The 22,706-nt window shown below is 41.4% G+C and carries 19 protein-coding genes and 2 pseudogenes; 3 read left to right on the top strand and 18 right to left on the bottom strand.

Annotated elements, in window-relative coordinates:
• Positions 1–22 precede the first annotated feature (22 nt).
• The 4 genes from AB4X21_RS04175 to AB4X21_RS04160 all read right to left on the bottom strand — a co-directional run bounded on the left by AB4X21_RS04175 (position 23) and on the right by AB4X21_RS04160 (position 4,258).
• Positions 23–604 carry a hypothetical protein gene (locus AB4X21_RS04175; RefSeq protein WP_369088239.1) on the bottom strand — a complete coding sequence of 194 codons (582 nt, stop codon included), beginning with the start codon at positions 602–604 and terminating at the stop codon, positions 23–25.
• A 167-nt stretch (positions 605–771) separates the two neighbouring features.
• A complete protein-coding gene (locus AB4X21_RS04170; RefSeq protein WP_369088238.1) occupies positions 772–1,944 on the bottom strand; it encodes an MFS transporter in 1,173 nt (390 codons plus the stop codon).
• Positions 1,945–2,015: 71 nt separating this feature from the next.
• Positions 2,016–3,362, bottom strand: coding sequence for a DUF1958 domain-containing protein (locus AB4X21_RS04165; protein ID WP_155171524.1), 1,347 nt, complete (start codon positions 3,360–3,362; stop codon positions 2,016–2,018).
• A 188-nt stretch (positions 3,363–3,550) separates the two neighbouring features.
• Entirely contained in the window at positions 3,551–4,258 is a 708-nt protein-coding gene (locus AB4X21_RS04160; RefSeq protein ID WP_151378885.1) for a glucosamine-6-phosphate deaminase, read from the bottom strand.
• Positions 4,259–4,383: 125 nt separating this feature from the next.
• Here AB4X21_RS04160 and AB4X21_RS04155 point away from each other — a divergent pair, with 125 nt between their 5' ends.
• From AB4X21_RS04155 to AB4X21_RS04145, 3 genes are read left to right on the top strand one after another with little or no spacing between them, the layout of a single operon-like run.
• Positions 4,384–4,554 carry an NADH-quinone oxidoreductase subunit K gene (locus AB4X21_RS04155; protein ID WP_369088237.1) on the top strand — a complete coding sequence of 57 codons (171 nt, stop codon included), beginning with the start codon at positions 4,384–4,386 and terminating at the stop codon, positions 4,552–4,554.
• A gap of 11 nt (positions 4,555–4,565) precedes the next feature.
• The gene (gene queA, locus AB4X21_RS04150; RefSeq protein ID WP_369088236.1) at positions 4,566–5,594 is read left to right on the top strand and encodes a tRNA preQ1(34) S-adenosylmethionine ribosyltransferase-isomerase QueA; all 1,029 of its coding nucleotides are present in this window, start codon (positions 4,566–4,568) and stop codon (positions 5,592–5,594) included.
• 11 nt (positions 5,595–5,605) lie between these two features.
• Positions 5,606–6,076, top strand: coding sequence for an arginine repressor (locus tag AB4X21_RS04145; protein ID WP_003006364.1), 471 nt, complete (start codon positions 5,606–5,608; stop codon positions 6,074–6,076).
• Positions 6,077–6,105: 29 nt separating this feature from the next.
• On the opposite strand, the gene AB4X21_RS04140 is transcribed toward AB4X21_RS04145, so the two are convergent.
• The 14 genes and pseudogenes from AB4X21_RS04140 to AB4X21_RS04075 form a co-directional block, all read right to left on the bottom strand.
• Complete coding sequence (locus tag AB4X21_RS04140; RefSeq protein ID WP_369088235.1) at positions 6,106–7,440, bottom strand: dipeptidase; 1,335 nt, start codon at positions 7,438–7,440, stop codon at positions 6,106–6,108.
• 17 nt (positions 7,441–7,457) lie between these two features.
• A complete protein-coding gene (locus AB4X21_RS04135; protein ID WP_003012149.1) occupies positions 7,458–8,969 on the bottom strand; it encodes a YfcC family protein in 1,512 nt (503 codons plus the stop codon).
• 124 nt (positions 8,970–9,093) lie between these two features.
• Positions 9,094–10,038, bottom strand: coding sequence for a carbamate kinase (gene arcC, locus AB4X21_RS04130; protein ID WP_003011576.1), 945 nt, complete (start codon positions 10,036–10,038; stop codon positions 9,094–9,096).
• 85 nt (positions 10,039–10,123) lie between these two features.
• Complete coding sequence (argF, locus tag AB4X21_RS04125; protein ID WP_369088234.1) at positions 10,124–11,140, bottom strand: ornithine carbamoyltransferase; 1,017 nt, start codon at positions 11,138–11,140, stop codon at positions 10,124–10,126.
• 95 nt (positions 11,141–11,235) lie between these two features.
• Complete coding sequence (gene arcA, locus AB4X21_RS04120; protein WP_003006347.1) at positions 11,236–12,465, bottom strand: arginine deiminase; 1,230 nt, start codon at positions 12,463–12,465, stop codon at positions 11,236–11,238.
• Positions 12,466–12,704: 239 nt separating this feature from the next.
• Positions 12,705–13,394, bottom strand: a complete 690-nt coding sequence (locus AB4X21_RS04115) for a Crp/Fnr family transcriptional regulator (protein WP_270298734.1) — start codon at positions 13,392–13,394, stop codon at positions 12,705–12,707.
• A 159-nt stretch (positions 13,395–13,553) separates the two neighbouring features.
• Positions 13,554–14,621, bottom strand: a complete 1,068-nt coding sequence (locus AB4X21_RS04110; RefSeq protein WP_369088233.1) for a serine hydrolase — start codon at positions 14,619–14,621, stop codon at positions 13,554–13,556.
• Between the two features lie 99 nt (positions 14,622–14,720).
• A pseudogene (locus AB4X21_RS04105) lies at positions 14,721–16,188 on the bottom strand (helicase HerA-like domain-containing protein).
• Positions 16,189–16,398: 210 nt separating this feature from the next.
• Positions 16,399–17,001, bottom strand: a pseudogene (locus tag AB4X21_RS04100) (superoxide dismutase).
• A gap of 88 nt (positions 17,002–17,089) precedes the next feature.
• Positions 17,090–18,124: a DNA polymerase III subunit delta gene (holA, locus tag AB4X21_RS04095; RefSeq protein ID WP_369088232.1), complete on the bottom strand. Its 1,035-nt coding sequence runs from the start codon at positions 18,122–18,124 to the stop codon at positions 17,090–17,092.
• Positions 18,125–18,147: 23 nt separating this feature from the next.
• Positions 18,148–18,750, bottom strand: coding sequence for a DUF805 domain-containing protein (locus AB4X21_RS04090; RefSeq protein ID WP_369088231.1), 603 nt, complete (start codon positions 18,748–18,750; stop codon positions 18,148–18,150).
• A 75-nt stretch (positions 18,751–18,825) separates the two neighbouring features.
• Complete coding sequence (locus tag AB4X21_RS04085) at positions 18,826–21,072, bottom strand: DNA internalization-related competence protein ComEC/Rec2 (RefSeq protein WP_369088230.1); 2,247 nt, start codon at positions 21,070–21,072, stop codon at positions 18,826–18,828.
• On the bottom strand, positions 21,053–21,721 hold the full coding sequence (locus AB4X21_RS04080) for a helix-hairpin-helix domain-containing protein (protein WP_369088229.1): 669 nt from the start codon (positions 21,719–21,721) through the stop codon (positions 21,053–21,055). Before AB4X21_RS04080 ends, AB4X21_RS04085 begins: the two co-directional genes overlap by 20 nt.
• Positions 21,722–21,787: 66 nt before the next feature.
• Positions 21,788–22,534: a 1-acyl-sn-glycerol-3-phosphate acyltransferase gene (locus AB4X21_RS04075; protein ID WP_155171508.1), complete on the bottom strand. Its 747-nt coding sequence runs from the start codon at positions 22,532–22,534 to the stop codon at positions 21,788–21,790.
• Between the last annotated feature and the right edge of the window lie 172 nt (positions 22,535–22,706).

Below are 22,706 nucleotides of genomic sequence, written 5' to 3'. Positions count from 1 at the left end.
AATTTCCAACCTTTTCTTCATCTTATTCTTCAGAATCTGAATTTGAATCATCACTGTCGTCATCTGCAACAGGAGATTTACCCAATTCTTTCTGCATATCTTTCAATTCTTTACGAGTACTTTCCAACTCGTCTCGAGCATCTTTCAATATTTCGATCAGAGCTTCACGGTCTTCTTTAGGAACGACATCGCCGTTTAAACCGATGCTGTCCAAGCCTTCATAAAAGATTTCTTTTTGGCTTTCTAATTTTTTCTTCAAGGCGCTAATAGTTGCATCGTATTGCTCTTTTGCAGAAGCTGTTACAGAAGCACCTGCTTCTTCAGTATGAGAAACAGATTGGTCCATTACTTTTGCAAATAACTTTTTGAAGTCTCCGACTGTTTTTGCTTTACTGATTTCATCATCTGTTAGAAGACTGGAAGTGGATGTATCTTCTAAATCTGTTGAAGTATCCTTACTTTTTGAAGTAGTGGCAGATTTGCTCGTCACTTTAGTAGTTGATTGACTATTTGAAGTGTCCTTCTTTGTGTCTTGTTTGTTTGAACAAGCGACTAGTGAAACAATCGTTAAAAGAGCGACTGTCGATAAGATCATTTTTTTCATAAAATGGTCTCCTTTATATTTATTTTACCTGATTCTACCATCGAATACTTTGATTATCAAATTAATCACTAGTTCTTGATAATAACAAAAAAGTTGGACAAAATACTTTGAAATCAGTATTTCTGTCCAACTCCTGGATTATTAGTCATACAATTGTAACAATTTCATTAGTCTACTTTTCCACCAAAAAGACCGTGGGCCTTTCCTTGGGGCATTTTTAAGGCAAAGCTCAGCAAAAAGACGAGCCCTACAACACCTGCTAAAAAGAAACTCATGACTTGATAACCACCTTTTTCAATACAGAGGGTCATGAGGGGTTGTAAGAGAATGGTTCCTAAATAACGAGCTCCTTGGACAATGGCCATGGCAAGAACCAAGTCTTTGCCATTCACCTGTTGGGCGATAAACCGTAAGGAAACCATAATTAAAACCATCCCTGTCGTGTGCTTAGCTAAGAGAGTCATTAGCACTTTTAAGAAGACAGGACTTGGAAGAGCATAGACAGCATATTGAGCGAAAAGAATCCCGATTGGAAGAGCGATCAAAACCCGTAAAGGCCAGTGGTCCATGAATCGATCAGAGAAAAAAATCAAGGGAGCTTCCACTACGACCGAGATAGCCACAACTGTTGAGGCAATATGAACTGGTAAACCACTATCCATCAGCAACTCAGGAATATAGGTATGACCAATATTTCCAACACCTGAAGCCAAGCCAATCAAAATGATAAAGAAGAGGTAAGGCACATTGTGAAGAAGGGGGCGAATAGAAACCGGCTCTTTAACCTTTTCTTCTTTTTTCTCTCTTGTCTTCATCCGAACGGCACTTAGACAGAAAATGCTGAGTACAATGGTGATCAAAACTGTATAATAGACAGCTTGGGGGCTAAACTGATGATAGACCCAGCCGGCTATTTGGACACCGACCGAATAGCCAATGGTTCCCCAAACGCGAATCTTCCCAAAAGCGTATGGACTTTGCGTTGCAAAAACTTCCATCATGGGAGCTGTCCCATTCAAACAGACTAGAACAATCCCATAAAAAACTGTCAACCAAAAGAGATTAGGTGCCCAAAGAAAACCGAAGACACCACCAATGATCACACTCAGACTGAGGGTCGTCATTTTTACGATCCCAAATCGTTCATTGATATACCCAAAGAAGGGTTGTGCTACCATAGATAAGAAAAAGGCAACCGATACCAAGGTCGACACTTGGGTTGCACTATAGTGCTTTCCCATCAAATAGACGGAAATGAGGGTCGTAAAGAGGGAAGTGGACATAAAATAAAAACTATAGAGCAGCATATAAGCCGCATAAGAATTTCGGAATTTTTTCATTTACATCCTTTCTAAAAGTATCATAATGGAACAATGACAAAACCCAACCGACATTCAGTTAGGTTTTATTCTTAATCTATATTATATCGCTTTTGGGCGTCTCTTTTGCGTCGATCTCGACTTTGTTTTTCAATCGAGAGAATGATGACAAGAATGAGAATCGGAATTAAAATCAGGAAGTGATCCAGCGAAAGCCATTTACTGTGCTTAGACGTTGTCTTTTTCCCACTTGCCGTTTCTTTGACAAGTTCTGGTTTGGCTCCTTCTTCCACCTTCATGTCATCTCGGATTCCTTCAGACAAAGTATAGAGATCGTTATCCACTGTCAAATACCCATCTTTTACCGCAAGGGTCGGTTCTTTAGCACCTTTTTTGACCGTTGCATAGAAGGGTTTTTCGAGTCTATAGGTCTTGCCGTCGATCTTCTGGACACCTGCATCCAACAATTTTTTATAGCCAAAATCTTTATAGGCTTTTTCGATCAAAGCATTTCCAAACGGGTGACGGTAGTATTCCCCATCTTGATCTGCCCAATCTCCTACGCCCATAATGACAGCAATTAAGCGCTGATTGCCCCGTTTGATGGTCGCGATATAGTTGAAGGCTCCACGAGGACTTGATCCAGTTTTTAAACCATCCACACCTTTCAAAGCATACTTGGCTCCTGGCAATGAATAATTGTAGGTATCAAAGGTTTCCTCATACGGAGTCCCTTTTTTGACCGTAACTTGTGCTTGATTGGTATAGTTTAAAATATCTGGGTATTGATTGATAAAATGATAGACCAGAATTCCTAAATCACGCGCAGTTGTCTGGTTAGCAGCGTCATTTGGATAATTGTTTACCGGATAGTAGCCTTGCAAGGTGGAGATGGCTGCCCCACTCGGGTTATTCCAGACCGTATTGGTCATCCCTAATTCCTTAGCCTTGGCATTCATGCGCTCGATAAAGGCATCTGGATCATTGTTGGACATGAGATTAGCCAACATGAGGGTCGACACATTTGAGGATGGAACCACTGTCATGGTAATCAACTCCGGAATTGTATAGTCTACCCCAGCAACAATATTATTGTTGGAGATCTCATAGATCTTTCCGATTGCTTGGTCTGAAGCGGTCGCCTTGATCACTGTATCCTTACCGATCTTGCCACTTGCCATATCTTCAAACAAGAGATAGAGCGTCATGAGCTTACTCATGCTTGCAGGATCTCTGGGTTCATCGATATTGTCTTTCCAAAGAACATTTCCCGTATTTCCGTCAATAATGAGCGAAGAATGCGGGCGGTTAATGGCTTGGACATTGTCATTTGGATACATCTTTTGCGCCATATCCACCAATTCATCCGCACTCGCTAGAATTGGCTGACACAAGAGACTCAGAAGGAGGCAAATATGGATCAAATATTTTTTTATCATAAACTTTTCCTTTATAACAGACTATTCAGCTGGGAGCTAAAACAAGCTTCTAGCCCTCATGCCCTTTCCTCTTGTCTCCCAGTAGATGAAAAGAGCTAATCCCAGCAGATAATTACTTGTATTGTACCATACTTTAAAGCAGAAAAAAACCTATCTGACCCGAATAAATCGGCGATAGGTCCTTTTTTTTATCGACTTAACAAGCTCAAGGCTTCCTTATCCGCAATAATGGTCACATTTGGATGTCCTTGAAGGGCACTAGCTGGCACTTTTTCTGTCCTTTCACCTTCTACCGTACCTTTGATCGCTTGGGCTTTTGATTCCCCATAAGCAAACAAAACAATTGATTTCGCAGCTAAGATATTGGCAATCCCCATCGAAATGGCTTGAGTTGGTACATCTTCGATCTTATCAAAGAAACGAGAATTGGCTTCAATCGTAGAGTCATCCAACTGAACTAAGTGGGTCTGACTGTCAAAGGATGTTCCTGGCTCATTAAAACCGATATGTCCATTGCGCCCAATACCTAAGATTTGGAGGTCCACTGGATGGTCTTCGAGTATTTTGTTATAGCGGATGACTTCCTGATCGGCAGATTCTTCTACACCTGATGGGAGAAAACTTTCTTTGAATGGTTTGGCATCAAAGAGATTCTTCTCCATGAAATAACGATAAGATTGAGGATCATCTCCCGTCAACCCTACGTATTCATCTAAGTTAACACTAATTAGGTTAGACAGATCCAAATCACTTTCACGAATTTGTTTATAAAACTCAAGGGGACTGCTTCCAGTCGCAAGACCTAAGGTTTGAGCACCTTTCTGTAATGTTTCTTTCAATATATCAAAGGCAACTTTTCCACCCTCAATTTGGTCCTTTACTTCAATAATTTTCATTGGATAGTCCTCCTATTTCTCTATGCTTTTATTATATGGTATAGACCAATTTTTGTCAAGTGAAACCGCTATCTTTTTCTGGCATTTTTTTCATTTTCAAGTCGATTCGTGATATAATGAAAGGTATGATTGTATCACTATTATTCATCATTTTTTTGATCGGACTCCTTGTCTTTCTCTTATCTTTCTTGATTCATCAAAGAAAGATTCTCAAGGTCCTGATCCTTTTGATGGGAACTTGCCTGATGCTCTTAGCTATCGGGACTACCATCTATCTACTCACAAATTTATTATAAAAGGAGCACAAATGAATACCAACGACTTTGACTTTGATTTACCTGAAGAACTGATTGCCCAAACTCCTCTTGAAAAACGAGATGCCTCTAAACTCTTGATCCTCGATCGAAAAACGGGGCAATTCCAAGACCGTCATTTTGATGCCATTTTGGATGAATTGGAGCCAGGAGATGCTCTTGTTATGAACAATACGCGCGTTCTCCCTGCCCGTCTTCATGGAGTCAAACCAGAAACAGGTGGTCACATCGAATTCCTTCTCCTTAAAAATACCCAAGACGACTGTTGGGAAGTCTTGGCAAAACCTGCAAAACGCTTAAAGGTAGGTGCCACAATCAGCTTCGGAGATGGTCGTTTGACCGCAACCGTTGAGGAAGAATTGGAGCACGGAGGTCGTATCGTTCGCTTCCACTATCAAGGGATCTTCTTAGAAGTTTTAGAAAGCCTTGGCGAAATGCCACTTCCTCCCTATATTCATGAAAAGCTTGCTGACCGCGAGCGCTACCAAACTGTTTACGCCAAAGAAAATGGTTCTGCTGCAGCTCCAACGGCAGGTCTTCATTTCACCCAAGAATTGCTCCAAAAGATTGAAGCAAAAGGGGTTCACCTGGTCTATTTGACCCTTCATGTAGGCCTAGGAACCTTCCGTCCAGTATCTGTGGACAATCTTGAAGACCATGAGATGCACTCTGAATTTTACCAACTTTCTGAAGAGGCTGCTGCTACCCTTCGTCAGGTAAAAGCTGCAGGGAAACGTATCGTAGCCGTCGGAACGACTTCTATTCGGACCCTTGAAACGATTGGTAACAAATTTGATGGAGACATCCAGGCCGATTCAGGTTGGACCAATATTTTTATCAAACCAGGTTATGAATGGAAAGTCGTCGATGCCTTTTCAACCAACTTCCACCTTCCAAAATCAACTCTGGTCATGTTGGTTTCTGCCTTTGCTGGCCGTGAATTAACCCTCGAAGCATACCACCATGCTATTCAGGAACGCTACCGGTTCTTCAGTTTTGGGGATGCTATGTTCATCAAGTAAAGGAGTCACTCATGAATAAAATTGAAAGCCGCCACCGCTTGATCCGCTCTATTATTTCTGAGCGTAGGATTCATACCCAACAAGAACTTCAAGAAGCCTTAGAGGCCAATGGCGTTCTCGTTACCCAGTCCACCCTTTCACGGGATGTCAAATCCTTGAATCTAGTAAAAATTAACGAGGGGGATAGTTCCTACTATGCCATGAACACCATCGCTCCTTCCCGTTGGGAAAAGCGACTGCGGATGTATATGGAAGATGCCTTAGTCATGTTGCGGCCCGTTCAAAACCAGGTCGTTGTAAAAACTCTTCCAGGTCTTGCCCAATCCTTTGGAGCTATCTTAGATGCATTGGAACTCCAAGAAATTGTAGCCACCATCTGTGGAGACGATGTCTGTTTGGTTATCTGCGAAGACAATCAAGGAGCTTTGGATTGTTTCGAAAAATTAAAAGAATTCACCCCACCCTTCTTCTTTAGTAAATAAAAAGTTTGGAAACCAAGTTTCCAAACTTTTTATGTTGTAGCTAAGCGTTGAATGGCTTCTCGATAGATTTCCATCGCAGCATAGAGATCGTCAATTTTTGCTCGTTCATTGGCTTGGTGCTCGGTCTGTTCTGCACCTGGGAAAAGAGCCCCAAAAGCGACACAATTTTCCATGGTCCGCGCAAATGTCGCACCACCAGAAGACATGGCTGGCGTCTTATCACCAGTTTCTTCCTGATAGACTGCCATCAAAGAGCTGACTAAAGGACTATCCAAAGGAACATATAAAGGAGCCAAATAATCAAACTCTTCATATGACAACTGATAACTAGCTGCAATTTCTCGCAAACGAGCTACTAAGGCATCCTTGTCTGCTAAGACGGGGATCCGGATATCAATCCCGATTTCCGATTGTTCTTGATCGATGACAAGGGTCGCAAGATTGAAGGAAAGATCGCCACTTGGTTCATCTGTAATTCTGCCAAATAGAGCTTCTCCCGTTGCATCCTCACCAACAGCATCTGCGATAAAGAGCAAGGCTGGGTGGGGTTGGATGAGGGATAAACTTTCCGCTAAACCGACAATGGCATTCACTCCTTCAGCTGCATCTTTAGAGTGCTTGGAAACACCCAAAACTGTTACAGAATCTTCTGTTTGGCTATACTGAACCCCACTTTGATCCAAAACAGGAAGCAACTCTTCCAAACGATGACCAGCATAAGTTGCCTTGTCTGGAACAACATTGAGGGCCTGACCAGCCTGTAAGGGAAGATCGTCCCAACCTGGACCATGCAATTTCACTTGTAATAAGCCTTTTTCAGCATAGGTTAATGGGAAAGAGGAATCCGGTGCAAATCCAAGATTTGCTTGCTCTTCGATTTGGTTGTAGCGATTCATACAGCGCCACAAGGTTTCTTCATCCGTTCCAAAGATAAAGCGGATTCGTTTGGTAAACTGGATACCATCATCCAGCAAACTCTTAACTGCATAAAGGGCAGCGAGGGACGGCCCCTTGTCATCCTGCACACCGCGACCTACTAGATAGTCACCTATAACAGTCGCTTCAAAAGGTGGCGTTTGCCAATCTTGTAAATCACCGGCTGGAACAACATCCAAGTGACAAAGAACGGCCAGGAGTTCTTCCCCCTGACCGATCTCTGCATATCCATAGTATCCTTCAGGATCTATATATGTTTGAAAACCTAATTCTCGAGCAAGCTCTAAGGTTTTTTCTAGGACATCTTGGATAGCTTGTCCAAACGGTGTTCCATTTTCCCATTCATTTAATACAGAAGGGTAAGAAATGATGGTTTGGAGCGAGTTTAAAAACTGCTCTTTTACATCGTCCTTTATTCTATTTTTCATGAAACACCTACTTTATGCTATTGCAAGAATGGAACCATTGTTCCTAGTAGAAGAAGGGCAATGGTGATCACAACAATCGCTACGACCAATTTACCCATGAATTTCCACCATGCACTCAAGTCAATACGTCCAAGAGCAAGAGCCCCCATTACGATACCTGAAGTTGGTGCGATTAAGTTCAAGACACCAGATGCAGATTGGTAAGCTGTGACAATCAAGCTACCTGGTACATTGACGAATTTACCAAGAGGTGCCATGATACCCATTGTTGCGCTGGCAAGACCAGACGATGATGGGATCAAGAATGACATTGGCAAGTAGAAAATGTAAGTCAAGACAATGAACAATTGAGATGAAAGACCTTTAAGTCCTTCTTCACCCCAGTGAAGAATTGTCGCAGTGATCATACCGTCGTTCATGATGACTTGGATACCACGTGCTACCGCTACGATAAGAGCAACACTCAAGAGGTCAGCTGCACCATTCATGAAGGATGAAATGATTTTATCTTCTTTCAAGCCATAAATGATACCAACAAGGATTCCCATAAAGGCAAAGAGCATAGCTGTTTGAGGGAAGTACCATGTACCAAGAGCATCTGTGTTACCGATCAATTGACCAAGCACTGGAACTTTATGGAGAGATTCGTTAAAGTTTTCAAAGAATGTAATACCCAAATCTTTGAATGGGATAAATCCAGCAACCATGATAACGAATGTTGAAATGAAGACGAGCAAGACACGTTTTTGTTTCTTGTTCATTTGTGAAGGAATTTCTTCGCCACTATCAACGTTGAAGTGTTTCAAATCTTCTTCACGAGTTGCATAGGTGAGAGATTTGGTTGGGTCTTTTTGAACCTTATCTGCATAACGATATACATAGTATGTGCTAAGGGCTGTCAAGACAATCCAGAAGATTACACGGAGCAAGAGACCTGAGGCACTTGAGATACCTGCAGTGTCAGAAGCGATAACTGTTGCAAATGGGTTCAATGTTGACGCCAAACATCCGATTTGTGATCCTAAAAGGATAATGGCTACCCCTGTTAAGCTGTCAAAACCAACGGACATCATAACAGGTACAAGAAGTGGATAGAAGGCCATGGTTTCTTCACCCATACCATAAGTTGTCCCACCAAGGGCAAACAATGGCATCAAGATCAAGATCAACATTTTTTCGCGGCCTTTGTATTTACGAACGATAGAAGCAATCCCTACATCAAGGGTACCTGTTTCGTTCACAACTCCAAGGAAACCACCGACCATCAAGATGAAGAAGGCTACGTCAATCGCTGCACTAGTTGGTGCTTTACCAAGCATGGCATTGATCGGAGCCATCAAGACATCCCAAATCCCTTGAGGATTTTGTTTCACAGATTCATAACTACCTGCGATGATGGCACCAGCTTTATCAACCTTGTATTGACCAGCTGGAATGATCCAAGTTAACACTGCCATAATGGCAATGATAATTAACAATACGGAAAAAGATGAAGGCATCTTAAATCCTTTTTTCGTTTTTTCACTCATTTGTCTTCCTCCTAACGCAACAAAGTGTGAGTGATGTTTTACAAGAGTCTCTTGTAAAACGCTTACCTATAGACTTATTCTATCACAATAAGCTTTAAAATACTAGTTTTTTCCTAATTTTTCATTAGTCTTTTTGGATGATTGTTCCACTTTCAGACTCAATCAAAGCTCCAAGGTTTTCAAGGGATGTAATAACTGCTTTTCCTTCCGGGCGACCATTGACGAAGGCAATGGCAGCTTCTACCTTAGGAAGCATGCTTCCTGGTGCAAATTGGTCTTGTTTGATATATTCTTCCAATTGAGCCACATTAACATGTTCCAATTTTGCTTGATCTGGTTTGTTGTAGTTCACAAAGACATAATCGACACCAGTCAAGACGATGAAGAGGTCTGCTTCTACTAATTCAGCCAAACGTTGAGATGCAAAGTCTTTATCGATGACAGCTTCAACACCAGATAAACTACCATCTGCTTCTTTCACAACTGGGATACCACCACCACCGGCAGCTACAACGACTTGACCGTCGTTCAACAAAGTGCGAATGGTATTGATTTCTTTGATATCCACTGGTTTTGGTGAAGCCACAACTTTACGCCAGCCACGACCAGCATCTTCTTTGAAAGTTGCTCCTGATTTTTCAGCTTCTGCTTTTGCTTCTTCTTCTGAGTAGAATGGACCAATTGGTTTGCTGAGGTTGACAAAAGCTGGGTCGTTCTTATCAACAACGACTTGTGTCACAACAGAAGCCACGTCTTTTTCGATTCCTTCTTCAAGAAGAGCATTTTGAAGAGCATTTTGAAGCCAGTAGCCAATGCTTCCTTCGGTCATAGCAACTAATGAATCAAGTGGGAAAGCAGGGTTCTTTTCAGAGTTTGCTGCCAAGTGTTGGAGCAAGAGGTTCCCTACTTGAGGACCATTTCCGTGAGTGATGATCAAGTCATCCCCATTTTTGATTAATTTGACTAAGTGTTTTGCTGTTTCTACAAGCGCTTCTTGTTGAGCTTGAGCAGAAGGATCAGATGAGAGAATAGCATTTCCTCCCAAAGCAACAACGATTTTTCTTGACATAAGTTTTCCCTTTCTATAAAAAATAGGGGCAGGACTAAAGCTAGCAGTCCAGCCCCTATAGCTGTTGGTATACGGTTATAAAGTCTTAAACTTTTGGAATGTACAAGTTACCAAGAGTAGCTGCCATAACCGCTTTGATGGTGTGCATACGGTTTTCAGCTTGGTCAAAGTGACGAGCATATTTGCTACGGAACACTTCGTCAGTAACTTCCATTTCTTCTACGCCGAATTTTTCAGCTACATCTTTACCGTAAACAGTATTTGTATCGTGGAAGGCTGGCAAGCAGTGCAAGAAGATCAAGTCTTCATTATCAGCTTTCTTAATCAAATCCATATTTACTTGGTAAGGTTTCAAAAGGGCAACACGTTCTGCAAATTTGTCTTCTTCACCCATTGATACCCAAACGTCAGTGTAAAGTACATCTGCACCTTTCACAGCTTCGTCAGCATCTTCAGTGATTAAGATATGAGCGCCACTTTCTTTTGCAAATCCTTCTGCCAATTCAACGATTTCTTTTTCTGGGAAGAGTTCTTTTGGTGAGAAGATGTGTACGTTCACTCCAAGGATAGCACCTGTTACAAGAAGGCTGTTCGCAACGTTGTTACGTCCATCACCACAGTATACAAGTGTCAAACCTTCCAAACGTCCAAAGTTTTCTTGAACTGTCAAGTAGTCTGCAAGCATTTGAGTTGGGTGCCATTCGTCAGTCAAACCATTCCATACTGGAACACCTGAGAATTCAGCCAATTCTTCAACCATACGTTGGCTGAAACCACGGAATTCAATACCGTCAAACATACGTCCAAGAACTTTAGCAGTATCTTCTGTAGATTCTTTTTTACCAAGTTGGATGTCGTTTGCACCTAGGTATTCTGGGTGAGCACCAAGGTCGATAGTTGCTGTTGTGAAGGCAAGACGAGTACGAGTTGAAGTTTTTTCAAACAAAAGCGCAATGTTTTTACCAGCTAGGTAGCGGTGGTCAATGTTGCGTTTTTTAAGGTCTTTCAAGTGAGCTGAAAGTCCGATAAGGTATTCTAACTCTGCACGTGTAAAGTCTTTTTCTGCTAAAAAGCTACGTCCTTGGAATACTGAAGTTGTCATTAATTATCTCCTTTTATTATGCTTGATTGGATCCTGTCAACCAGTTTAGAGGGCTCAGTTTAGACACTGAGCCCGTCTAACCTATAGAAGGATGATTAGATTTCTTCACGTTCGAATGGCATTGACATACAACGAGGTCCACCACGACCGCGAACCAATTCACTTCCGCGGATCTTAATCAAACGAAGTCCGTATTCTTCTAATTTCTTGTTGGTAACAGTGTTACGGTCGTATACTACTACCACACCTGGTGCGATTGTAAGAGTATTTGATCCGTCGTTCCATTGTTCACGTGCAGCAGCAACGACGTTGCCACCTCCACATGGAATCAATGTAACTTTTTCAACACCAAGGTTTTCAGCAAGCAATTCAGCCAAATCACCTTTTTCTTCAACGATCTTCAATTGTTCGTTTTCATAAGTTACAGAGAAGACGCGAAGGTTACCTTGGATTTCTGGGTGGATTGTGAATTTATCGTAGTCCACCATTGTGAATACTGTATCCAAGTGCATGAATTTACGGTTGTTCGCAAATTCGAAGGCCAATACTTTCTTGAAGCCAACGTTCTTCTTGAAGATGTTTACCAACAATTTTTCGATTGATGCAGCATCAGTACGTTGTGAGATACCAACTGCCAATACATCTTTAGAAAGTACCAACTCATCTCCACCTTCGATACGAGTATCTTCTTCACGGTTGTAGACAAGTTCAACTTTTCCACCGTAAACTGGGTGGTATTTGAAGATGTATTTACCATACAAAGTTTCACGGTTACGTGTATCTGCGTACATGTGGTTCAATGATACTGCATTACCAATTGTTGCAAATGGGTCACGTGTGAAGTACAAGTTTGTCATTGGGTCGATAGCAAATGGATAGTCAGATTCAACAAGGTCTGTCAATCCTTTTGCTTCTTCAGGAATTTCTGGAAGTTCAGCTTTTTGAACCCCTTCCATTGTTTTTTCAACCAATTCTTGGTTGTCTTCAATGCTGTGAAGCAATTCACGGATCGCAATTTTTGTTTGGCGTCCACGAATGTTCGCTTCTTCAAGGTATTCTTCGATGAACTGATCGCGAATTTCTGGAGAAGTCAATGACTCAGCAGCCAACTGTTCAAGATAAAGTACTTCGATTCCTTCGTTACGAAGTGCTTCAGCAAATGCGTCGTGTTCTTTTTGAGCATCTTCCAAGAATGGAATATCATCAAAAAGAAGACGTTCAAGATAGTCAGGCATCAAGTTTTCCAACTCTTTACCTGGACGGTGCAAACAAACTTTTTTCAGTTTTCCAATTTCTGAGAAAACATGAATTGGGTGTGTAGACATCTATAGTCCTCCTTCTTCTTGCGGCTTAGTTTACCTAATCCCGTTTACAGGTTTTATTTTATCACCAATTGGTACCGCTTTCACAAAGGATTCTGCTTTTTGAATGCAAAGAATTTGGCATTTTTTTGAATCTTTCCTATTTTTTAGTTAATATGAAGCGTTTTCTTTGCATATTTTGCCTTTTATATTATTTTTATGAATATATATTTTTTTGTAAAAAAATAAAAAAGATCAACAAATTAGTTGATCTCTTCAAAACTCTTTAAAAAGTAGGCTGTATCTAGAAAAGTTAGTTGTTTTCTCTCATACTGGACCTTATGAGAATCGATGAGTTTCTTTAAAACTTGATTGACGGTTTCTCGAGTTGTGGCTGCTAGTTTAGCCATTTCCTTCATACTAATTGGAAATGGAAGTTGATTTCCTAGACTTTCATAGTCCTTGCACAGAATGGCTAAGGATTGAATCACGCGCTCACTAGCACTAGCTGTCACGACATTGCGCAAGCGCAACTCTTGAAATTCTAGGATGGAAGAGAGCTTTCTCATAATAAAGAGCAACTGCTCCTTACTCTCTTGGGCATATAATTCATAGAGATTAACGGGGATCACGAAACAACGCAAATCCGTCACCGCACTAGCAGTATAGTGGTAACGCTCATCCTGGAACATCCCACCATAAGGGAACAAAGCCCCCCTCTTTATATAATCCATATAGGAGAATTGGTCAGACGAATCAAATTGCTCAATACGAGCAAAGCCTTTTGCCAGAAGAAAAATGCGCTCCCGCTTATCTCCTGCATAAAATAAAATTTGTCCCTTAGGGATATCCCTGGCATGAATTTCAACAGCTAATTTATCAAATAGCTCCACTGGTAGCGCAGAAAAGGCTGGATGCGAGCGAAGCAACTGGTAATCTTCCTTTGTAATCATGTCTATACTTCCTCTTATTACTATTAGTAGTATAACATACTTTTTATAGAAAAGGGAAAGAAGTCTCTATTGAACAGAAAAGTAATTCGAAACACCAAGTAATTGTCATGACACTTTGTTAGAAAAAAAGGCCTGAGTATAACTCAGACCTTCTGTCGATTATTCATTCATATTGACGCGATGCCATTCATTAATAACATAAGCCAATTGACCCAATTGATAAAGACCAACACCACTGATTTCAGAACTTTCTGGAGTCGTTCCTCCAAGTCCTGCAGTATAGATGGCAACCAAATAAGGAGTCGATTCATGGACAATGGCTTCCACATTAAGTGCTTCAGCAACATACCCTGGTTTTTGTTGAATCACCAAATCTGGCAAGAATTTCTTATAGTATTCGCCTGGGAAAGACTCCCCGATCAGTTCTAGTAAATCTGCATATTTTTCTTGATGATTCCAAAGATATTCCAAGACATGGATGTAATAATCCGTTGTCGTTTTATTATCTTCGCTAAAGGTTTTAACCTCTGGTGAACGGGATTGACCATAGCGACTGAATAACTTGCGCGCTTGCTCCATTCCCCCTAAACGATCTGCTAAGGCATAGGCAGGGGTATTTTCAGAGTAAACCAATGAATAGCGTTGCATATCAGGAATAGACATGGCACCATCGAAGGCAGCAACGTAATTGTCATGCTCCCCTACATATTCATAGTAGGTATTGGTAATGTCAAACCGGTCTGTTAAATTGAGTTTGCCTTTTGCGACCTCATCCACCACCAACATGTTTAATGGTAGCTTATAGGTGCTTCCTCCAGTCATTGGTTGGAGATCATTCATGGCAAATTGCTCTCCTGTAATGGCATTGCGATAAGTGAAGGCAACTTGTGATGGATCAATTTCACTTTCTGCTAGGAAATCCTGAACAACCTCTACCAAACCTTTATTAGCATAATCATAGACTAAGCCATACTCATTCATTGTCTCCCTGTCAGCATCTAGCACCGCTTGCTTGGCTTCAGGAGATTTGATACGTGGCTTTTTTGTCTCAGGGGTAGACTTTTCGATATCTTGTTCTTTTGCTTCTTTTGTTTTCTTTGCTTTTTTGTCGATTGCTGATGCTGTTGGTTGCGTAACATGCAAGTAGCCCAGTGTGCCCGTTCCCGCTATGCACAATAGAATACTGATCGCAATCATGATCGAGCGTAGCTTCAAATAGTTTTTCATATAAGTTTTATTATAAAAGATTCTACAAAAAATAACAAGGCATATCAGGCGAGGAAAACGATTTCTCCTTAAATACCTTTTTACGCTACCTCTAGACTGTTATTTCCGTTTAAAGGAGCCCATAATTAGCTTAGCGATCTCACGCGCAATCGTCCGGAATAAGGAACTCAAGAAGGAATCTTTTGCCTTTTCAAGACTAGATTTTCTTGGACGACCTGGACTACGTTTTTGAGTCATTATCTGCAACCTCTTCCTTTTCTGCTTCTTTTTGCTCTTTTTCTTGTGCTTCCTTGATTGCTTTAGCTGCTAATTTTTCATAGGCAGATTCTCGATCAATCGTCGTCGCATACTTTTGATGAAAAGGCGATGTTGTAATCAAGGCCAATTGTTCACTCTCATTTAAGAGTTCAAAACTCGATTGAGGAGAGAGAATATAAGCACGCTCAACCACACTAGGCTGTCCCTTTTCATTCAGGAAAGAAACCAAAGCTTCCCCTGTCCCTAATTCTGTGATCACTGTTTCTGTATCAAAGTCTGGATTCGGACGAAAACTTTGGGCAGCTACCTTGATGGCCTTCATTTCTTTTGGTGTATAAGCTCGAAGTGCATGTTGAACGCGGTTCCCAAGTTGTGCCAAAACAGATTCTGGAAGATCTTGAGGATTTTGAGTAATAAAGTAAATCCCTACCCCCTTAGAACGAATCAGGCGCACGACCTGCTCGACCTTCTCAAGAAAGAGCTTGCTTGCATCCTTAAATAGGAGATGAGCTTCATCAAAGAAGAAGACCAGTTTTGGCTTTTCAGGATCCCCAACCTCTGGAAGTGTTTCAAAGAGACGAGACAGCATCCAAATCAAAAAGGTTGAGTACAATTTCGGTGAATGAAAGAGTTTTGTAGCCGAAAGAATATTGATATAACCACGACCAGATGCATCGAGTTGCATGAAGTCATTTAAATCAAGTGCTGGCTCTCCGAAAAACTGGTCTGCTCCTTCTTCTTCAAGAACCAAGAGACTTCTTTGGATCGCTCCGACAGATTGTTTGGTGATATTGCCATATTGGGCCGAATAGTCTGAGCTGTGTTCATAAACTTCCTTTAAAAGGCTTTGCAGGTCCTTCAAATCAATCAAGGGCCAGTCTTTCTCTTGGGCCACTTTAAAGACAATTGCGAGAATTCCTGATTGGGTTTCATTCAAATCAAGCAAACGAGAAAGAAGCAATGAGCCCATCCCTTCGACCGTCGCCCGAACAGGATGACCAGCTTGGCCAAAGACATCCCACAATCGAACTGGGAAGGCTTGTGGCTCAAACGGATCTGTGATACCAAGAAGCTTGTAGCGTTCTTCCAGTTTTGGTGTCCATTGCCCGGCTTTTGCTAAACCAGATAAATCTCCCTTGATATCGGCTAGAAAGACCGGAATGCCCTCTTTGCTTAATTTTTCTGTTAGAACCTTGAGAGTAACCGTTTTTCCTGTCCCAGTAGCTCCTGCAATTAAGCCATGACGATTCAACATCCGCAAATAGATAGGCGTCTCAACTGTTCCTTTGGTAATGGTAATACTAGTCATTTCATTTCTCCCTGAATGTTTCAGTTTTCATTTTAAGGTTTATCTTTTCCTTGCCTAGGCCCTTCAAACCAGGCTTCTAACAAGTAAGACACACTCCTACTAGTGTATCATTTTCCTGTCCAAACGCAAGAAATTATACTCCGATTTTTCGGATGTAAACAAAAAAATCTATAAGAGCCAATACTCGCTCTAATAGATTCCTTCATTTTATTATTTTGCTACTGCAAACAATTCATTAACTTTATTCCAGTTGATCACTGAGAAGAAAGCTTTGATGTAGTCAGGACGTACGTTACGGTATTTCACGTAGTAGGCATGTTCCCAAACATCCAAACCAAGGATTGGTGTTTTACCTTCAGAGATTGGTGTATCTTGGTTTGCTGTTGAAGTCACTTCGAGTTTGCCTTCTTTGTTGACAACCAACCATGCCCAACCAGAACCAAAACGTGTCGTTCTGCTTGCTGTGAAGGTCTTTGAAGTCTTCAAATGAACCAAATGTGGCATCAATCGTCTGACAAGTTCTGCTGAAGGAGCTGTTTGTTCTGGAGTCATCAATTCCCAGAAAAGAGCGTGGTTCAAATGACCACCACCATTGTTGATCACAGCTTGGCGAATGTCAGCTGGAATGGATTCAACATCAGCTAACAAGCTTTCAAGGTCTTCTCCAATTTCAGGATGTTTTTCAAGAGCTGCATTCACATTGTTTACATATGTTTGATGGTGTTTATCATGGTGCAAATGCATGGTTTCTTCATCGATATAAGGTTCCAATGCATCATAAGCATATGGTAATTCTGGTAAAATGATAGCCATTTTATGGTCCTCTTTTCTTTATTACTGACTTGATGATAACGCAAACAGCTAAATTATTCAACTAATCTGCCTGCGATTTCATTCATCGTTAGACGCTATTTGCTACTTTCAACAGGGCCAAATCAAATAAGTAGTCTTTTTCATATGTTCCACTTTTAATCGCATAGTCCGTCTCGATGAAGGTCATCATGGCCTGCTTCAAAAAGGACAGGGAAAGCCTGCGGCTATCCCGTAAGGCAAACTTCACCTGATAAGGATTGACCTTGCGCCCTGACAAGTCCGACAAGCTCGCTACAATTTGGCTTTCGGATTGGCCTTCTTCTGAGAAAATTTTAACTTGAGAAAACATTCGGAATTGACTCAACAAAATAGCGATCAATTTTATCTCATCTTCTCCTTGTAAGCGGAGATCCTTAACCAAATTCCGGGCTTGATCGATTTGGCATTTGAGAATCATTTGTGTCAGATCAAAAATATTATCTTGCAAGGACTTTGGAACAACCTCCTCGATCTCTTCGAGGGTAATCTGACCATCTTCTTTATAAGCCTGCAATAGAGCGAGATTCTTCTGTGACTCTCCAAAATCATAGCCAGATTTTAAAAGTAGCTGGTCCAAGGAATCGCCTACAAACTGTAAGCCCAATTCTTGGGCCTGACTAGAAAAATAACGCTTTAAATCTTGCTCTTTAGGTGTTGTTGCTTCAATGATTTGGGCATCCCGTTTTAGGAGTTTGACCAAGCGACGCTTACTATCTAATTTTCCTTCTGCAAAAATCACCAAACGGGTCGATTCAGAAGGATTTTCCAGATAGTTTTCAAATTGCTTCAGATCTTCATCGGTTAAATTGCGTTTCTTAGCAGTGGTCAGATCCAATAAGTGATCCAAAATCACGATTTTTTCATCTGCAAAAAAGGGAAGACTGACCAAATCCAGCTCGACTTCAGCATAAGAGGCTTCTTTCATATCAAAATAAGAATAATTCAAATCTGAAGGATCATAGCCTATTTTTTTTAAAATGTCTTTTTTTAACCATTCAAATTGACCTACATCCTCCCCTGTCAAGACAAGAATAGAAGGCAGAGTTTGAACCGTCAGATGTTTAGTGTCAGTAATTGCTTGCATGAAACTCTCTTATCTTTATCAGTTTAGTGGATTTCGTGTTCAGCAGCCATTTTTTGTTCCAATGGTGGTTTTTCATCAGACAAATCAGGTGCTGCTACAAAATTAGGAATTTGCTCAAACGAGTTGCCTCCAAAGCTCCCCCCTGTCGCTGTGACTTGTGGTTCAGAAGCCACTCCCATAGGAGTTTCTACTGGTTGCGGGAAGGTGTTTTTCCCTGGAAGCATCATGAGAATCAATAGAGAAATAAATGTAATCACCCAAAGAAATAGGAAAATATCTAGGCCCGTCAACAAATAGAGTAGAACCGGACCAAGGTTCAAAAAGATCCAAGACCAATGGATCCCAGCATCCCGCAAGCGACGTACACAAATGGCTTGACTGGGTACTAAAATGAGGAAGTAAAAGAATGCTAAGAAAGCGAGCGCCCATAAACCTGTCTTAGAATGAACAGTTGAAAAATTGAGCGTTTCTTGAGCATTTTGATGAGATAATGAGGCCACGATGTAAAAGACCCAAAGAGGCAACGAAATCAGGGAATTCCAGAAAAAAGCTAGCCAAAAATGGGCCCGACTGGTCTTACTTGAAAAATCTGCATACTGTATCCAAAATTGCTTAAATGCGTTCATACGATTCTACCTTTACATTGATTTCACTTTCTATAATAGCAATTTTCAGCATAGAAAGCAAACCTCTCCTCATCTCTAGCGGACCGTTTCTACCCTCCAATGCTCCCATCCAATCAAGCGAATTGCTCCTCTTTCATCGGTACGAAGATAAGAAATAGAGCGTTCCTCTAGACGATCGAGCAATTCTTTATGGGGATGCTGGTAGCGATTTTTCTTTCCAACAGAGATCAAGGCCAACTGAGGATGTAACTGGTCTAAAAACACATCACTAGAGGAACCTTTAGATCCGTGGTGGCCTACTTTCAAGACATCTACTTGTAATTGTGGATCGTTTTCCAATAGTTTTTTCTCTCCAGCTTCTTCTAGATCACCCGTGAACAAAAATCGTTTCTGATAGAACTGCCCGTATAGGACAATCGAATCATCATTTTTACCATCCCCCACTTCATCAGGGGATAAGACTTCTAGATGATGATCAAAAATAGGAAGTCGATCCCCTCTCTGGACTACTTTAATCGGACTATGAAGCTGTTTCAATTTCTCTCGAAATTGAGAATTGGTTAGACTGCCTGGACTGACATACACTTTTTTAACTGGGATTTGTTTGGCGACCTCCACCATATCACCCATATGGTCCTGGTCTGTATGAGTCAAGACCAGCGCATCGATTTTTCCAACACCTCGACTCTTGAGATATGGAATCAAGGTTTGATCCGCATTAGCAGATTGACTGCGCTCTTGCCACTTGTCTCCACTTTTAAAAGTGACGCGTCCTCCGACATCAATTAATATGGTTCTTCCTTTCCAATCGCGTAAAAAGATACTGTCTCCTTGACCGATATCCACCATGGTGATCTCATTTTCTAAAGGATGTTTGGTCCAACAAAAGATGAGTAGAATCATGCCTATTACCAGAAAACGAAAGTTCTTTTTCTTTCGAAGATCATACAAGATCCCTAAAAGAAGGAAGAGAGCGATCAGAGCTGGTCCCGTCGGCTGACCGAATACCAAAGGTAGCGACGTGAGCTTTGAAATCCAACGAATACACTCCTCTATGAGAAGAAAGAAACTGTTAAAAATGGTAAGGGGCTTTAGAATCGATAAGATAAATAGCACCGTTAAACCCGGAAGAAGAACAAGGTCAAATAAGAAAGAAAAGAGGAAGGTTAAAGGGAGTGACCAGGGTTGAAAGACACTAAAGTAATAGGTCAAAAGAGGCAAAATCCCCAGGCTAATCCAGAAACTTTCCACTAGTATCTTTTTAAGTCCTGAATAAGAACTGGTATCTACCAAGGTCAAAATAAAGGCATAGGCACAACTCAAGACCCCTCCAGCTGTCAGGAGAAACTTGGGCATGAGAAACATTAAAAGCAGCAAGGTCATCGCCATATTCTCCATCCCTCGGATCCCCTTTTGAGAGAGGATCTTTTGCAAGAGACTACGAACCACTGAAACTGAAAAACCTGTCAAGCCAGCATAGACCAAAGAAATTGGAACCATCCAGATATCAACTGTTTCTTGCAAGATTCCTAGACGTAAGAGAGCTTTCCGGATCCCATTGATGAAAAAGCCAACCTGCATCCCAGATAAGGCGAATAAATGGATGATGCCTAAACTCGTGTAAAGCTGGTCCATCTCTTCAAAATCCGTATCTAAATAGCCAAAAAGAAGGCCGGTCATATACTGGTTCATCGGCTGCGGAAAGTGCTCTTTACTCCAAACAATGGCTTGGCGTCTCCATCGAGATAGCCAGTCAAAAACATTCCAAGTCTGTATAGGAAGCGCGGATTGGATCGCTTCAATTTTTATTTGATAGTGAATCCCCTGTGTTTCCAAATAAGACCGATAGTCAAATCCTCTAAAATTTCGCTGCCCTTCTGGTTCCTCTATAACACCTTTATATGTCAACTCCAGCAAGTGGGTTTGACTTTGCCAATGCTGTTTTTCTTTTTCTGATTTTAAAGTGTAGAAGACTTGGTAGGTCCTTCCCTGATTTCTAGCACGAAAAGACAGGGCATCCCCATTGATCTTGATGGTATCTGGAATCAGGCGTAAGTGGGATGGGGGCTGACTTTCTGCTTGTACTGGATGATCCTGTAGTCGCTGAAAGACAAAGAAGGCCGCAAAACAAAGGGTTGCTAAAGCAAGCCCTAGCAAACTTGAGCGCTCCCCTTTATAGTGATGAACCGCTAAAATTCCCACTACTACTAGACCGCTGATCGAAAGCCAAGATGGTTGATAAACACTATAATACGACCATAGGAGTACAAAGGCGAGATGGATAAGCGAAAAAGGAAGGTTTTTAATCCACCGTGAAAGCATCTCTTAGTTTCTCCAGTGTTTTCTCTCCGATTCCTGAAACATTCTTCAGATCATTCACTGATCGAAAAGGACCATTTGCCTCGCGATAGGCGATAATGTCCTGGGCACGTTTCTGGCCAATGCCTGATACTGTCTGGAGCTCTGATTCGGTCGCTCGATTTAAATGGACCTTGTCTGTTTTTTCTGCTGGCGCTGACGAAGTTTCAGGACTTTCAGAACTTCCAAGTGCTGGAACATCCTCTCCTTCTTTAGCAACATAGATCACTGCTTCATCGGAGAGTTTTTGCGCCAAGTTGACCGATTGGCTATTGGCATCTGCTGTCATCCCACCCGCCTTATGAATAGCATCGTGGACTCTGCTATCTGAGCGCAACTCATAGACACCTGGTTGTTTGACGGCTCCTTTGACATCGACCGTAATGATCTCGGGTGCATCAGACACAGAAGTCGCCGTCTTTTCTTCTTTGGAACTAGCGGTCTGCACCTTTTCTTTGCTCGAAGTTGAACTAGAAGACTGATAAAAATCCGGTATGGTGGATGCACTTGACTGAGGTCGATGAAAAAGAAAATACCCTCCAAGTAAGAGTCCGATAGCAGTAAGAGCTAAAAAGAGCTTATATTCTTTGATTTTTTCGATGATATCCTCCATAAGAAACCTCCTCTCACTTTTATTATTCGTAAAAATAAAAAAAACTGAGCAAAACTCTCAGTTTTTTTACTTGTTTTTCCGATGTTTGTCTGGATCCCATACAAAGCTTGCTAGGTAACTAAAGATCAAGGTCAAGATGCCAACGACTAAGACAAGGGGAATCAAAAGGATTTTTAACAAACGAATCAAGATAAAAGGTTTTGTTGGGGTGTTGATCGCTTGTGCTTCCGCATCCAAGCGATCAAACTCCTCTTGGATACGGCGGGCAACTTCTGCCACTCCTTCGTCATTCATCTTTTTAATATCCGAAATATCAATGGGATGTCCAAAGTTCATATCAATGCGTTCACCCGTTGCCAACCCTTTCAAGTCTCTTGGACCAGTATAAGTCACTGGCATGATACGGACCTTTGCCATTTTGGCAATGATGGCAACACCGCCTTTGACATCTTGAGAATGACGGCTTCCACTTGGGAACATAATCAAGGAACGGTTGCTCTTTTTCAGCATATTGACAGGATACTTAATAGCTTCTGCTCCTGGATTTTCACGGTCGATCGGAAAAGCCCCACACATGCGAATCCACCAGCCAAAAATACGATTGGTGAAGAGCTCTTTTTTCGCCATAAAGATAAATTGCTTTGGCTTGGTCGCAAAGGCCATATAGACTGGATCCCACCAAGTTCGGTGAGGGGATACCAAGATGTAGTTCTCTTCTCGATCTGGAATATTGTCCTTATGATGGTAATGGGCATTCCCATTTAAAACCCACAGAATAAAGGCAACAAGGCCACGTAAATAGGTATAAAACATAGTTGTTCCTCAAATCCATTTCATTCGTCTCTCTACAAGATATTTCATCCTGTAAAAGGTTCTTTCTTATTATACCGTATCCTGATTTTGACCGCAAACCTTTTTTAGATAAAAATTGTCTCAGCGGACCGATTCTAGATAGTCTTTTTCTCAAAAAAATGATATCATATTA

The sequence above is a fragment of the Streptococcus sp. CP1998 genome, from assembly GCF_041026655.1.
Classification (GTDB): domain Bacteria; phylum Bacillota; class Bacilli; order Lactobacillales; family Streptococcaceae; genus Streptococcus; species Streptococcus dentalis.
This window is presented reverse-complemented; position numbering and strand designations above follow the sequence as displayed.